This window comes from Collinsella sp. OM08-14AT, from assembly GCF_003438115.1.
GTDB lineage: Bacteria > Actinomycetota > Coriobacteriia > Coriobacteriales > Coriobacteriaceae > Collinsella.
The window spans coordinates 120,237-132,639 of record NZ_QSTE01000004.1 but is presented as its reverse complement, the minus strand read 5'-3'; the positions used below and the strand labels follow the sequence as shown (position 1 = coordinate 132,639).

Sequence of the window (12,403 nt, the reverse complement as noted above, 5' to 3'; positions counted from 1 at the left end):
TTAAGAATACCTTGCCGCATATTGATAAACTCCTTTGCTTGGATTTTTATAGTATCGCATATCAAATTCCCAAAAGCAACCCTGTTAAGATAAATTTTTTCTGTCACTGCACCTCCCTTGATTGGCAACTTCATCCGAACACTTCCCACATTCATCCGCACATGTGCGGGTGAATGTGGGAATCCGATACCCTGAGGGCCGGACCGGCCGGCCCCGGGAGATCGGAGGACGGCATGTCCGGAAAGAGGAAGAAGGGCGTCGGGAAGGCGGCCCCGAGGGCCTACGGCAGGCTCACCAGGCACGAGCGGAACACGGTCCAGAGGATGCTGGAGCGAGGGGCCTCGTGCAGGCAGATCGCGAGGGAGCTGGGCAGGTCGCCCTCGACGGTGAGCGCCGAGGTGGCGTCGCACGGGTTCGTGACCGCGCCGAGGGAGAGGCGCGGCGAGCGCGTGGACGCCTCCGCCGACCTGTCCGCGGCATGCCCGCGCCTGGCCGCGTGGCCGCGATGCTGCAACGGGTGCGGGCGGTACCGCGCGATCGGCTGCAAGCGCCGCCCGCACGTCTTCTACGAGGCCCGCGCCGCGCAGCTGTGCGCGGACTCGGTCCTCGTCTCGTCGAGGCGCGGGATAGACGCCGACGAGCCCGCCGCGGCCGCGGCGCTCGCCCTCATCCGCGACGGCCTGGGCCGTGGGCTGTCGCCCGAGCAGCTGTCCGCCCGCAACGGCGGGCCCGTGGACCTGTCGCCCTCGACGATCTACCGCTGGGTCGCGGCGGGCTACGACGGCATGACCAACATGGAGCTCAGGCGCAAGGTCGGCTACAGGCCCAGGTCGCACCGGGCCCCGAAGAGGGCGACGCCGCACTCGCCCCGCAGGTCGCACGCCGCGTTCCTCGGCCTGGGCGAGGACGCGTGCGCCGCCGCCTGGGAGATGGACACCGTCGAGGGCTCGCGGGAGGACAGCGCCTGCCTGCTCACGCTGCTGCACCGCCCCAGCAGGCTGCAGCTCGCGCTGCCGCTCGCGGCGAAGGACGCCGAGAGCGTGGCGGCGGCGCTCGGGGGCGTGCGCTCGGTGCTGGGCGCCGGCGGGACGCGCCGCGTGTTCCGCGCCGTCCTCACCGACAACGGCGCCGAGTTCTCCGACGAGGGCGCGATCGCCGCGCTGATCGGCGAGGGGCCGGGCGAGACGAGGCTGTTCTACTGCGACCCCCGGCGCAGCGACCAGAAGGGCGCCTGCGAGCGCAACCACGTCGAGATCAGGAAGCTGCTGCCCAAGGGCCGCGGCCTCAGGTTCGACCGGCTGGCCCCGGCCGACCTTGCGCTGGCGATGTCGCACGTGAACTCCGAGCCCCGCGGCGCGCTCGGCTTCGCGACGCCCGCCCGCACCTTCCGGGCGATGCTCGGCGACGACGCGGCGGCGCTGCTGGAGGCGTACGGCATCGAGGACGTGCCCGTCGACGGGCTCGACCTGACGCCGGGGCTCATCGCGCGGGCGCGCGCAGAGAGGGGCGATGCCCCGCTGTCCTAGCCTGAAAGGGAAAAACGGAATAGACTGACCGACCGTTCGGCTGGGTCTGGGAGGAGGTGCCGGGCGGCGGGCGGAGCATGGCCACCGGACCCATCGAAACACATCTCCACCGTTCCTTCAACTGGGAAAATGCCGACCCGGGGGCCCGAATGGGACCTCGGGGGCGTTCGGCTAGCTGCGGGAACGGCCTATTCGCTCAATGTGTTCGGCTGAGATTGGAAATCAACCAAGACGTGCGACCTATATAACATATCGACAAAAAAGACTGCCGGCGCGGGGCGGCGCCGACGGTTGCGAGAGAATATCGATTGTTGGCTGTTAAGCAGCGACTGCCTCGTAGACCGTGGCGCCCGAGAAGCTGTCGTGCAGGCTCTTGCCGCAGATCCAAGGCAGCTCGACGACCTCGCAGACCGTATTGACCAGCTCGGAGCAGTCAGTAAAATGGCCCTTATCGTTGAGGGCCTCGCAATCCTGAACACGCCAATAGCCATCGGTGTGCGTAATGTAGTACTCGTGATCGTTGATCGACACGAAAGCGCGCGTCTTGGAACGCAACAGCTTCAGAAATCCTTCGAAGTCGGTCTCGACGACATCTCCAGCCTGGAACATGATGTTACCTCCTGGCCCGGCGCCACCATGGCGCGTTGATAAACGTTGGTACTCCTTTAGTAAAACCTTTATCAGGGCTTATGCGCGCATCATTTAGGCAAATGGTAAAAACCGCAGGGTAGACGGGATAAAACGTTTAATCATCCCACCGGTTTGTCACATTCTGGCTGAAGTTTTATGCAAACCAACTTTTCCACTTGGTAGCTTGCATTTTTTGGGGCCGACGGCGCGATTACGGTTTTGGTTCGGCGGGTAAGAACGAGGCATCGCAACCAACGTCAGGAGGACACATGGAGACCATCGAGGCGCTCATCCATCGCCGCAGCTGCCGCAAATACAGCGATCGCCCTGTCGAGGCCGAGAAGCTCGCACGCATTATCGAAGCCGGTCAGTATGCGCCGAGCGGCATGGGACGCCAGCCGGTCACGTTCGTCGCCGTCACCGACCCCGCAACCGTCGAGCGCCTCTCGCAGCTCAACGCCCAGGTTATGGGTAGCGAGGGAGATCCCCTCTACGGAGCCAAGACCGTTGTGGTGGTGCTCGTCGACCGCAGCGTGCCCACGCACCTGGAAGACGGCTCGCTCGCCATGGGCAACCTGCTCAACGCTGCCTATGCGCTGGGCGTCGATTCGTGTTGGATCCACCGAGCACACGAGGTCTTTGACTCACCCGAGGGATTGGAACTGCTGGCCAAGTGGGGTCTGCCCGCCGACGGAAGCCTGCGCGGTGTGGGCAACTGCATTCTGGGCTATGCCGAAGACGTGCTTCCCGAGGCCAAGCCTCGCCGCGACAACATCGTGTACGTCAGGTAATTAGTTCCGCCGTTCTAACGAACGACGGCCCCGCTGACGCTGCGCGACCCGCATTTGGTGACTGACATCGGGTGCGCCACTGGTGACATCTGGCACTTGGGCAGCTAAAAGGCCCCGTCCCAAATTTGCTGCTCTACTCGCAACTTATCTTGCCGATGGAGTTGTCGTCGTTTCGTTCGCGTGGATCGTTTCGGCGCTGTCGCCCTGTTCGTCCTCGTCCTTTTGCGCGTCGGCGATGGTGGAGGCCGCCGCAACGATACCACGCTGAGGCGCCACGCCCGTCTGGGCCTGAGCGCCCTCGACAAGCTCCGTGCCGGCATGCGCGAGCTCAGCAGACCCGAACATCGCACTCAGGTCGGCCCCGCCGCCGGCGTAACCAAGCGCCGCGAGCGCGATGACAACCACCGCAACAACGACCGCGATCGGAACATAGCGATGCCAGCCTGCGGGATTGAGGCCGCTACGGCGAGCAGCGCCACGGCTAATGAAGCCGAGCGTTCCATCGTGCTTGAGCTTTGACCCCACCACACGCTTACGGCCCCACAGCGACGATTCGGCCTGCATGGCCAAGCGAGCGCTTGCCGAAGGATAGCCATATCTAGTGCGTTTGAACGAGCCGTCGAAGCCTGAGGCGCTTTTGCCCCACGTCCGCGAAGTCGTGCGACGGTTGACCGGCGCCGTGGGCTTTCGAGCCCGATTTGGTTTTGAAGTCTCCGTCATACACCCCCCGCACGCCGTAACGCAATCGAAACATTACCGCTTTGGACTGTAGCACACGCGCTGCATGCGGTCACGAGCGCCTCGCTCAGCGGTCGTCGTCCTTCAGCAAGCGCCACAGGGTCGTGCGGCTTATTCCCAGCACCTCGGCAGCGCGGGTCCGGTTGCCCTGAAGGTAGCCTACGACCAGCCGCGCGATGTCGCGTTCGGTATCGGTCAGTGGACGCAGGATATACAGGTCGCTGTCGAGCGTCGGAGTGCCAAAGGTTGCGGTTTTGATGACGTCTTCCTGGGCGAGCACCTCCTCCGCCACCGTGCGCTCCGCCACACCCGGCCCTACTAATATATAGAGTCGTTCCGAGACCTCGCGAAGCTGCAGATAGTTACGTGGCCAGCGATAGCCGTTGAGTGTCGAGGCAGCCTCCTCAGACATACTCGGAGCGGCAGTTCCAAAGACATCTGACAGATACGACAAATACTGCGCAACCTTTTTCGATGCGCCACCCTGCTCGGCAATCGCAGGCGCCACACTTACTGCGCACGCCAAGCGCTCGGTTACAAAAGCGGCCTGATCGCTTTCGCCACCGCCCGGCATATCGTTTGCCGTCAGAACCACATGGCAACGTGTGGCCAGCGCCGTGTCGGTCATCGTAGAGACAAGCTCGCGCAGACGCTGCGGCGAAAGTGCATGCCAGCCGCCAATACAAAGGGTCAGCCTTGCCTGGAACAGCGGCGATTCCGAGCTTTTGAGCAGATGGCGCCAGCCGCGATCCGTGAGCTCGTCAAGTGCCACGGACACAAAGGGTTCGTCAGCATAAGGCCCATCCAGATAGAGGCGTTTTGCAATCTCTGCCTGGCCAGCGCCCAGCTCGCCCTCCAACATGAGGGGCACGCCGCGGGCATAGCTATCGCAGACGGGGCCAGCGACTGCAGCGGCACCCTCGACAATGCCGTACGCGCTTGCCTCGTAGCGCGCCTCGACCCCATCTGCGTTAAGCCACTCAATACCCGCGTGTGCCGCCGCACCGTGCACCTCGCGGACAACGACCACCCAAAGCGCGCCGTATTCCTTGGCGACCGGACGCACCGCGAGGCTCAAGCGCCCTCCCGCATGCCCCATCACCAGGCGCGTGCCGTTGCCCACGCGCCCCAGGCGCTCGGCGACAAATGCCGCGACATCTTGCTCGAGCGCGACATTATCCATGGTCGAAATCGCCACGCGTCCATGCCCATCGATTGCCAACGCCGAGGCCCCGGCTGCAGCCAAGGCCTCGATCAAGATTTGTAGCTTGGCGTCACTGTTCATATTGCGCCCCGTCCTCGGCGCCACGCCGCCACCGACGGCCGCGCGGGCGAGTGTTTCAAAATTGAACGATATTGCTCACCAAACACTATAGGGCAGAAGCCGCCGTCCTGCGAGTATATGAGTTGCCCCGCATCGCCATCCTGGCGGGGCGATAAGAGCTCTTCGGGACTTATAAACCTGCGGACAAGCCATACCCGCAAGAGCTCCTATCGCTCCACCGCGAAGATGCGCTCGCCAGCAACCAGCACGCAAATAAGCTACTTCTCTACCAGATTCCCAGCACGTGCTGCATCCCCAAACTCATGCACGCAATGCCAATCCAGCAGCAAAAGCCCAATGCGATGGGCTTGCCGCCCTTTTTGACCAGCTCGACGATATCGGTATTAAAGCCAATAGCTGCCATGGCCATCACGATAAAGAACTTCGACAGCTCCTTGATGGGCGCCGTAATGGACGTGGGAAGCTGAAACACCGTGGTGATCACACTCGCCAGCACAAAGAACAGCACGAACATGGGAAATGCGCGCTTAAACGAGGTCGTGCTCTTGGCATCGCCGCCGGCCTTGCGCGCCAGATGCATCTGCCAGCATGCAAGGACCAACGTGATGGGAATAATGGCCAGCGTCCTGGTGAGCTTGACCACCGTGGCGCTCTCGAGCACATTGGCGCCGGGATGCATGCTGTCCCAGGCGCTCGCCGCAGCCGTTACCGACGAGGTGTCGTTGATGGCGGTGCCGGCAAACAGGCCAAAGCCCTCGTTGGTCAGCCCGAGCATGCCGCCGAGCGTCGGAAACACGAGCGCCGCAATAACGTTAAACAGGAAGATGACCGAAATAGCCTGGGCAATCTCGCGATCGTCGGCATCGATGACGGGCGCGGTCGCAGCGATGGCGGAACCGCCGCAAATCGACGAACCCACACCCACAAGCGTCGCAATCTTGCCCGGCACGTTCATAACGCGGCAGAGCACGAAGGCGATGACAAGCGAGGTCGAGATCGTCGCCACGATAATCGGCAACGACTGAGCGCCCTTGGACAGAATCTGGGAGAGGTTCATGCCAAAGCCAAGCAGGATAACCGCGTATTGCAAGACTTTTTTAGACGTATAGGTGACACCGGCGGCGAGCTGTTCGCGACGATTCTTGGGAAATACGAGCGCCAGAACCATGCCAAGGAGGATGGCAAATACCGGCCCGCCGACCACCTCAATCTGTTTGCCGAGCAACGTCGCGGGGATGGCGATGATCAGGCAGAACAAAACGCCCCTCCAGCGCTCGCGTACGATATTGGCCAGTTGCATACGGGATTCCTTCTTCCTATTTCACGTTTGCGACGGCTTATGATACGGCAACGTTGAGCACAGCCCTGCGCAAACAAAGACTAAGATGCCGCAATAGTTCTTGGGCAACAGTCGAATTACCCACCGCGGAGAGCTGATTCGCGGCATAATTAACAACTGACATATGAGTTTGATAGAACAGTTGCGAGGCGCTATGGAAGAATCGATGCACGTCGGCGAGCAGGAAACGAGCCTACAGGACCAGTCCTACCACACCATTCGACGCAAAATCGTCTACCTGGACTACAAGCCGGGCGAAAAGCTGGGCGTCAAGCAACTTTGCGACGACCTGGATATGGGGCGCACGCCCGTGCGCGAGGCTTTGGTTCGCTTGGCGCAGGAAGGCCTGGTGCGCACCGTGCCCCAGAGCGGCACCTACGTCTCACCCATCAACCTCACCCTTGCCGAGAGTGCCTGCTACATCCGCGAACATCTGGAAAAGCAGGTGATTGTGGAGTGCTGTGCGCGAGCCACGTCGGCCGGCATCGAGCAGCTCGACCGCGCCATCGTGCTGCAGGAAAAGGCCATGGCCGAAGAGGATCGCATCGGCTTCTTTTTGAGCGACAACCTCATGCATCACATGATTTTTAGCATCGCATGTCGCAGCACCGTGTGGTCGTGGCTCGAAGAGACCAATGCCGACCTGGAGCGCTTCCGCTGGCTGCGCGCCGCCACGCAGGTTCTCGACAATCAGGACATCGTGAACGAGCACAAGCAGATTCGCCGCGCTATCGCCGGTCGCGACCACATCGAAGCGAGCTTTTTAGTCAGCAAGCACCTGCATATGATGTTCCGCAACCAGACCGAGGTTCTGGACCAATTCCCCGAGTACTTCGAGACCAGTAAGCTCCGCTAACCTGCCAAAAAGGGACAGGTTTATTTTGGCAGGTTTTATCTGGGCAAATGCAGAAAAGGCCCGGCTCCGTCTTGATGCGGAGCCGGGCCTTGGTCGTTAGGACGGCGGAATATTAGTTATTCCACGGTCACGCTCTTGGCGAGGTTTCGAGGCTGGTCGACGTCGCAGCCGCGCAGGATGGCGACCTCGCGGGCAAGCAGCTGTAGCGGAACGCTCGCCGTAATGGGACTGAACACGTCACGGACGGCCGGCACGCGGATGATGCAGTCGGCGATCTTGTTGATCTCCTCGTCGCCCTCGGTGGCAACGACGATGACCTTGGCGCCGCGCGCCTTGCACTCCATGAGGTTCGACACGGTCTTGTCGTAGGTGGCACTCTTGGTGGCCACAGCGATGACGGGGAAGCCCGGGTCGATCAGGGCAATGGGGCCGTGTTTCATCTCACCGGCGGCATATGCCTCGGCGTGCAGGTAGCTGACCTCCTTGAGCTTGAGCGCGCCCTCGTAGGAGATAGCGGCACCCATGCCACGGCCCACGAACAGCGCCGACTGCGCGTCCTTGCACAGCAGGGCGGCCTCGTGCACGGCCTCGGTCTGCGTGTCCAAAATCCACTGGATCTGCTCGGCCGTATCGGAAAGCTCGCGAAACATCATGCGTGCCTGTTTGGTGGTCAGACGGTACTTGACCTGCGCCAGCAGCAGAGCCAAAAGCGTCAGGCTCACAACCTGGCCGATGAAGCTCTTGGTCGAGGCGACGGCGATCTCCTTGTTGGCCTTGGTGTAGATGACGCCGTCGCTCTCGCGCGCCACCGGGCTGCCCACCACGTTGGTGATGCCAAAGACTTTGGCACCCTTGATACGCGCGTCACGAATGGCGGCGAGGGTATCGGCCGTCTCGCCCGACTGGGACACGGCAACGACGAGCGTCGTCGGCGTGATGATGGGGTTGCGATAGCGGAACTCGCTGGCAGCCTCAACCTCGGTGGGAATGCGAGCCCAGCCCTCAATAAGGTTCTTTGCGATGAGTCCGGCGTGATAGCTGGTGCCGCAGGCGATCACGTAGACGCGGTCGATATCGTTGAGCTCCTCGAGCGAAAGGCCCAGCTCGTCGATATCGAGCTCACCGGCGGGGGTCATGCGGCCAACCAGGGTATCGCGCACGACGCGAGGCTGCTCGTGGATCTCCTTGAGCATAAAGTCGGGGTAACCGCCCTTTTCGGCCATGTCCAGGTCCCAGTCGATGTGGGTGACCTTGGGCTCGATGACATTGCCGGCCTCGTCGGTGTACTCGACGCCCGCAGGCGTAAGCTTGGCAAACTGACCGTCCTCGAGCACCACGACATCGCGGGTGGCATCGATAAGCGCGATCACGTCGGAGGCAACGTAGGAGCCGGTCCCGCCCACGCCGACCACAATCGGAGAGTCCTTGCGGGCCACGGCGATCACGCCGGGCTCGTCGGCGCACACGGCGGCCAAACCATAGGCGCCTACCACGTGGGTGCAAGCCTCGCGCACGGAGGCCATCAGGTCGTGCGTCTCGGCATAGGCCTCTTCGATCAGATGCGCGAAGACCTCCGTATCGGTCTCGCTCTTAAAGTGATGGCCGCGGCCCTCCAGCTCCTCGCGCAGCTCGGCGAAGTTCTCGATAATGCCGTTGTGGACGATGGCGATGCGACCGTCGCAGCTGGCGTGGGGATGAGCGTTAACGACGGAAGGCTTGCCGTGGGTGGCCCAACGGGTGTGACCGATACCGCAGGTTGCGTCACTATCGATATTGGAAAGCTCGCTCTCCAAACCCACAACCTTACCCACGCGGCGGATGACGTCGAGGTGTGCCGCGGCACCCTCGCCCACCTCGAGCGCGACACCCGAGGAGTCATAGCCGCGATACTCCATGCGCTTAAGGCCTGTGACCAGGATGTTCTTTGCAATATCAGATCCGGTGTAGCCGACAATTCCGCACATATGATAAATCCCTTCGTTCGCGTGACTGCAAGACGTCCACGCACGGGGGGCGCTGAGACGTATGACGTTCGAGTATTGTACTCACGCAAGCGCAAGCTGATATACCAGAAGTGGTATCTCAACTTAGATACCACCCGATGCACACACGTCCAGCCGGTCCAAACCACCACAAAGGTGCCTGTCCCCTTCGTGGTGGTCGCGTTGGCAACAGCGTTTCCCCAGATAAAACCTGCCAAAATAAACCTATCCCTTTTTGGTAGGTTTGGGATGCTACAATCTGGCTTGTACTTGAAACGCATCAAAGGGGCCGCTATGGCAAAGGTAAAGATCAGTGACGTCGCGCGCGAGGCCGGGGTTTCGCTGGGCACGGTTTCCAACGCGCTCAACCACCCCGAAAAGCTGCGCCCCGAGACCCTCAAGCTCATCAACGAGACCATCAATCGCCTTGGCTACCTGCCCAACCAAAGCGCCCGTCAGCTCGCGGGCGGCGCCACCAAGTCCTTTGGCCTGGTGCTCCCCCGTCTCGATCACGGCTTTTCGCTCCAAATCGCCAGCGGCGCCCACAACGAGGCCCGCAAGCACGGCTACGACCTGCTCATCGCCAACGCCGATAACGACGATATTCTCGAGGACCATTACCTGCGCTACTTTATGGGCACCCAGATGTCCGGCGTCATGGTTCAGCCCATGGCATCCCCCGACTGGCACCCCGCCATGACCAAGATGCCCGTGCCGATCGTCCATCTGGACATCCATTGCTCCGAGCCCGGCTACTACGTAGCGGCCGACAACGAGGCCCAGGGTCGCATCATTGCCGAACTTGCCATCGCCCGCGGTGCACGCCATATCACCGTTGTGGGTAGAGCAGCATTTATGCAGCTCACCCTACGCGTGCTTGGCATTCACAAGGCCCTCGCTCTGCACCCCGATATCAAGATCGAAGTCATCGACGCCGGCGAATGGAATACCGCTGCCGACGGCTACGGCATCGGTGCCCAAATCGCCGAGCGCCCCGCGAACGAACGCCCCGATTTTGTCGTCGGCCTGACCGACGTGTTGGCCTCGGGCGTTATCTCGGCGCTGGTCGACAAGGGCATCTCTGTACCCGGGCAAGTACGCGTAGCAGGTTGCGATGGCAACCCGCTCGCTTGGAGCGGATCGGTCCCGCTCACTACGGTAGCGCCCCCGGGCTACGAGATTGGCCGCAAGGGTGTCCAACTGCTGATGGAGCAAATCGAGAACAAGGCCCCGGCAAAGACCAAGCATATCCGCGTCGGCTCTGCAGCGCGCACCGTCACCGCAGTCACCGCCGCCGAGGGTATCAACCGCCAAGAACTGGTACGTCCGTTCCTGCTGGAACGCGCCAGCACCCAGGCAAGCAGCCAGACCGACGCCACGGCCATCAACCTCGGTGCATATCTATAGCACGACCGCAAGTATGCTAAGTCGCCGCTTAAGCAAAAGAGGCCCGACCATTGCCGGGCCTCTTTTGCTTAAGTGCAAACGTGAGCAATTGCTCGTTTCAACGCCGCAATTGTCTAGCGCACGGCCTTGACCGCCGCCGTCAGATCGAATAGCGTATCGAGCACCGCCTCGCAGCCGTCCACCACGTCCTGCGGAAGCGGCACGATATCGGGGACGGCAAAGACGTGACAGCCAGCCGTGATGCCCGAGACGCAGCCGTTGCGTGAGTCCTCGACCACGGCACATTCCTCGGGAGCAAAGCCCGCGCGCTCGCAGGCGAGCAGATACATCTCGGGGTCGGGCTTGCCGTGCACGACGTCATCGCCGCAGGTCACCGTTTCAAACTTGTCAAAGAGGCCGACCATCTTAAGGTTGCGTTCTGCCGTGACATGGCGCGATGACGTCGCAAGGCCCACGTGATAGCCCGCAGCCAGCAGCTCGTCTAGGCACTCGGCGGCGCCGGCCTTAAGCTCCAGGTCGGTCTTGACCATCTCGTCGCGAATCTCCTTGTGACGATGATAGATCGCCTCAGCGGTTTCTCTACTGCCGTAATGTGCCTCAAGGATGTCCATGACATCGGGCAGCGTACGACCGATAAACTGATGAATCAGCGTGTCATCAATCGCGACACCCAGCTCAGCGGCGGGCGCTTTCCATGCCTTGATGCCCAGACGCTCGGTGTCGACCAGCGTTCCGTCCATGTCAAAAATAACAGCCTTGATCATATCGGTCCCCCATCGACTCTCGCTGTCGCATTGCCGCAACTCTACCGCATTTGGCAACTTGTATATAACGTATATACCATATTGCACTTTCGTTACATAGATAGAAGTCTTATGGCAAGTAACGCATTAGGATTATAGTTTTCGATCGAGTACTCAACGATAAGGATCGTTTCATGATTTTAGACACCATGGCACCCGCAGAGGAGCTTCAAGACAAGCTATCGGCGCTCGAACAGCTGCTTTTGGCATACGGGCGCGTGGCTATCGGGTTTTCCGGCGGCGTTGACAGCAGCTTTTTGGCCGCCGTATGCGCCCGCATCATGCCTACCAATACCCTCCTCGTCCATCTCACCACGCCGCTCATCGGCACGCCCGAGCAGGCTTCGTTTGAGCGGTCCGTTGACGGACAAACCGATGAGGGTCCGCATTTTATGCTCCCCGTGCTCAATCTTTCGGTCGATCAGCTGCAGCTCCCCCAGGTAGCCTGCAACGATGCCGACCGCTGCTACCACTGCAAGCGCGCCGGCTTTACCGCTATCGTCAACCACGCCAAGTCGCTAGGCTTTCCCACCGTCATCGATGGCAGCAATGCAAGCGATCGCGGTGACTACCGCCCCGGCATGCGTGCGGCAGAAGAGCTCGGTGTACGCTCACCCCTTATGGAGGTCGGCTTTACCAAGGACGAAGAGCGCGAGCTGCTGCGCGCATGGGGCTACCCCGTCTGGAACCTGCCGGCAGGCGCCTGCTTGGCCACGCGCATTCCCACGGGCGAGGAGCTTACGCGCGAGAAGGTCGATTTAATCCGCGCCTGCGAGGATTATCTGCACGATCTTGACCTGGCGCAGGTCCGCGCACGCCTGGTCGGCGGCTGCATGCATATCGAAGCCGCCCCGGCAGATGTCGCCAAGATCGCCGCCCTCGGCGGTACCGTGGTCAACGACGAGGGAAAGACCCCGCTGCCCGCCGCCATCGAGTCCGCGCTGCGCAACCTAGGCTGCGGACACATCTCCCCCGAGGTCGCCCCCTACATCCACGGCAACATGAATCTTTAAGTTACGCCGTTTTACAAACGGCGTAACCGCTCG

At 61.6% G+C, this 12,403-nt stretch carries 11 protein-coding genes; 5 read left to right on the top strand and 6 right to left on the bottom strand.

The genetic code is table 11. The annotated features are described in order from the left end of the window. The first annotated feature begins 173 nt into the window (after window positions 1-173). Window positions 174-1,526 carry an IS30 family transposase gene (locus DXC18_RS03995; RefSeq protein WP_370445786.1) on the top strand — a complete coding sequence of 451 codons (1,353 nt, stop codon included), beginning with the start codon at window positions 174-176 and terminating at the stop codon, window positions 1,524-1,526. 318 nt (window positions 1,527-1,844) lie between these two features. On the opposite strand, the gene DXC18_RS03990 is transcribed toward DXC18_RS03995, so the two are convergent. After that, window positions 1,845-2,135, bottom strand: a complete 291-nt coding sequence (locus DXC18_RS03990) for a CDP-alcohol phosphatidyltransferase (protein ID WP_118260475.1) — start codon at window positions 2,133-2,135, stop codon at window positions 1,845-1,847. Between the two features lie 290 nt (window positions 2,136-2,425). Here DXC18_RS03990 and DXC18_RS03985 point away from each other — a divergent pair, with 290 nt between their 5' ends. Continuing rightward, window positions 2,426-2,947 (top strand): nitroreductase family protein, encoded by a 522-nt coding sequence (locus tag DXC18_RS03985; RefSeq protein ID WP_117716405.1) that lies wholly within the window; start codon window positions 2,426-2,428, stop codon window positions 2,945-2,947. Window positions 2,948-3,091: 144 nt separating this feature from the next. Here the strand turns inward: DXC18_RS03985 and DXC18_RS03980 are convergent, their stop codons facing one another. From DXC18_RS03980 to DXC18_RS03970, 3 genes are all read right to left on the bottom strand, one after another. Continuing rightward, the gene (locus DXC18_RS03980; protein WP_199412193.1) at window positions 3,092-3,511 is read right to left on the bottom strand and encodes a hypothetical protein; all 420 of its coding nucleotides are present in this window, start codon (window positions 3,509-3,511) and stop codon (window positions 3,092-3,094) included. 241 nt (window positions 3,512-3,752) lie between these two features. Continuing rightward, entirely contained in the window at window positions 3,753-4,970 is a 1,218-nt protein-coding gene (locus tag DXC18_RS03975; protein ID WP_117716403.1) for a helix-turn-helix domain-containing protein, read from the bottom strand. Window positions 4,971-5,235: 265 nt separating this feature from the next. After that, window positions 5,236-6,270 carry a YeiH family protein gene (locus DXC18_RS03970; RefSeq protein WP_117716402.1) on the bottom strand — a complete coding sequence of 345 codons (1,035 nt, stop codon included), beginning with the start codon at window positions 6,268-6,270 and terminating at the stop codon, window positions 5,236-5,238. A gap of 193 nt (window positions 6,271-6,463) precedes the next feature. Here DXC18_RS03970 and DXC18_RS03965 point away from each other — a divergent pair, with 193 nt between their 5' ends. Further along, on the top strand, window positions 6,464-7,165 hold the full coding sequence (locus DXC18_RS03965; protein WP_233508997.1) for a GntR family transcriptional regulator: 702 nt from the start codon (window positions 6,464-6,466) through the stop codon (window positions 7,163-7,165). A gap of 116 nt (window positions 7,166-7,281) precedes the next feature. Here DXC18_RS03965 and glmS read toward each other — a convergent pair whose 3' ends face one another. After that, window positions 7,282-9,129 (bottom strand): glutamine--fructose-6-phosphate transaminase (isomerizing), encoded by a 1,848-nt coding sequence (gene glmS, locus DXC18_RS03960; protein WP_117716400.1) that lies wholly within the window; start codon window positions 9,127-9,129, stop codon window positions 7,282-7,284. Between the two features lie 312 nt (window positions 9,130-9,441). On the opposite strand from glmS, the gene DXC18_RS03955 reads away from it, so the two are divergent. Then, window positions 9,442-10,554: a LacI family DNA-binding transcriptional regulator gene (locus tag DXC18_RS03955; RefSeq protein WP_233508996.1), complete on the top strand. Its 1,113-nt coding sequence runs from the start codon at window positions 9,442-9,444 to the stop codon at window positions 10,552-10,554. 113 nt (window positions 10,555-10,667) lie between these two features. Here the strand turns inward: DXC18_RS03955 and DXC18_RS03950 are convergent, their stop codons facing one another. Then, complete coding sequence (locus tag DXC18_RS03950) at window positions 10,668-11,318, bottom strand: HAD family phosphatase (protein ID WP_117716398.1); 651 nt, start codon at window positions 11,316-11,318, stop codon at window positions 10,668-10,670. 173 nt (window positions 11,319-11,491) lie between these two features. Here DXC18_RS03950 and DXC18_RS03945 point away from each other — a divergent pair, with 173 nt between their 5' ends. Further along, window positions 11,492-12,370 carry an ATP-dependent sacrificial sulfur transferase LarE gene (locus DXC18_RS03945; RefSeq protein WP_117716397.1) on the top strand — a complete coding sequence of 293 codons (879 nt, stop codon included), beginning with the start codon at window positions 11,492-11,494 and terminating at the stop codon, window positions 12,368-12,370. The last annotated feature ends 33 nt before the right edge of the window (window positions 12,371-12,403 follow it).

What these genes read in the sequence shown, in the direction of transcription:
- DXC18_RS03995 (WP_370445786.1), top strand. Translation starts at nt 174, where the DNA reads ATGTGGGAATCCGATACCCTGAGGGCCGGACCGGCCGGCCCCGGGAGA.
- DXC18_RS03990 (WP_118260475.1), bottom strand. Translation starts at nt 2,135, where the DNA reads ATGTTCCAGGCTGGAGATGTCGTCGAGACCGACTTCGAAGGATTTCTG.
- DXC18_RS03985 (WP_117716405.1), top strand. Translation starts at nt 2,426, where the DNA reads ATGGAGACCATCGAGGCGCTCATCCATCGCCGCAGCTGCCGCAAATAC.
- DXC18_RS03980 (WP_199412193.1), bottom strand. Translation starts at nt 3,511, where the DNA reads ATGCAGGCCGAATCGTCGCTGTGGGGCCGTAAGCGTGTGGTGGGGTCA.
- DXC18_RS03975 (WP_117716403.1), bottom strand. Translation starts at nt 4,970, where the DNA reads ATGAACAGTGACGCCAAGCTACAAATCTTGATCGAGGCCTTGGCTGCA.
- DXC18_RS03970 (WP_117716402.1), bottom strand. Translation starts at nt 6,270, where the DNA reads ATGCAACTGGCCAATATCGTACGCGAGCGCTGGAGGGGCGTTTTGTTC.
- DXC18_RS03965 (WP_233508997.1), top strand. Translation starts at nt 6,464, where the DNA reads ATGGAAGAATCGATGCACGTCGGCGAGCAGGAAACGAGCCTACAGGAC.
- glmS (WP_117716400.1), bottom strand. Translation starts at nt 9,129, where the DNA reads ATGTGCGGAATTGTCGGCTACACCGGATCTGATATTGCAAAGAACATC.
- DXC18_RS03955 (WP_233508996.1), top strand. Translation starts at nt 9,442, where the DNA reads ATGGCAAAGGTAAAGATCAGTGACGTCGCGCGCGAGGCCGGGGTTTCG.
- DXC18_RS03950 (WP_117716398.1), bottom strand. Translation starts at nt 11,318, where the DNA reads ATGATCAAGGCTGTTATTTTTGACATGGACGGAACGCTGGTCGACACC.
- DXC18_RS03945 (WP_117716397.1), top strand. Translation starts at nt 11,492, where the DNA reads ATGATTTTAGACACCATGGCACCCGCAGAGGAGCTTCAAGACAAGCTA.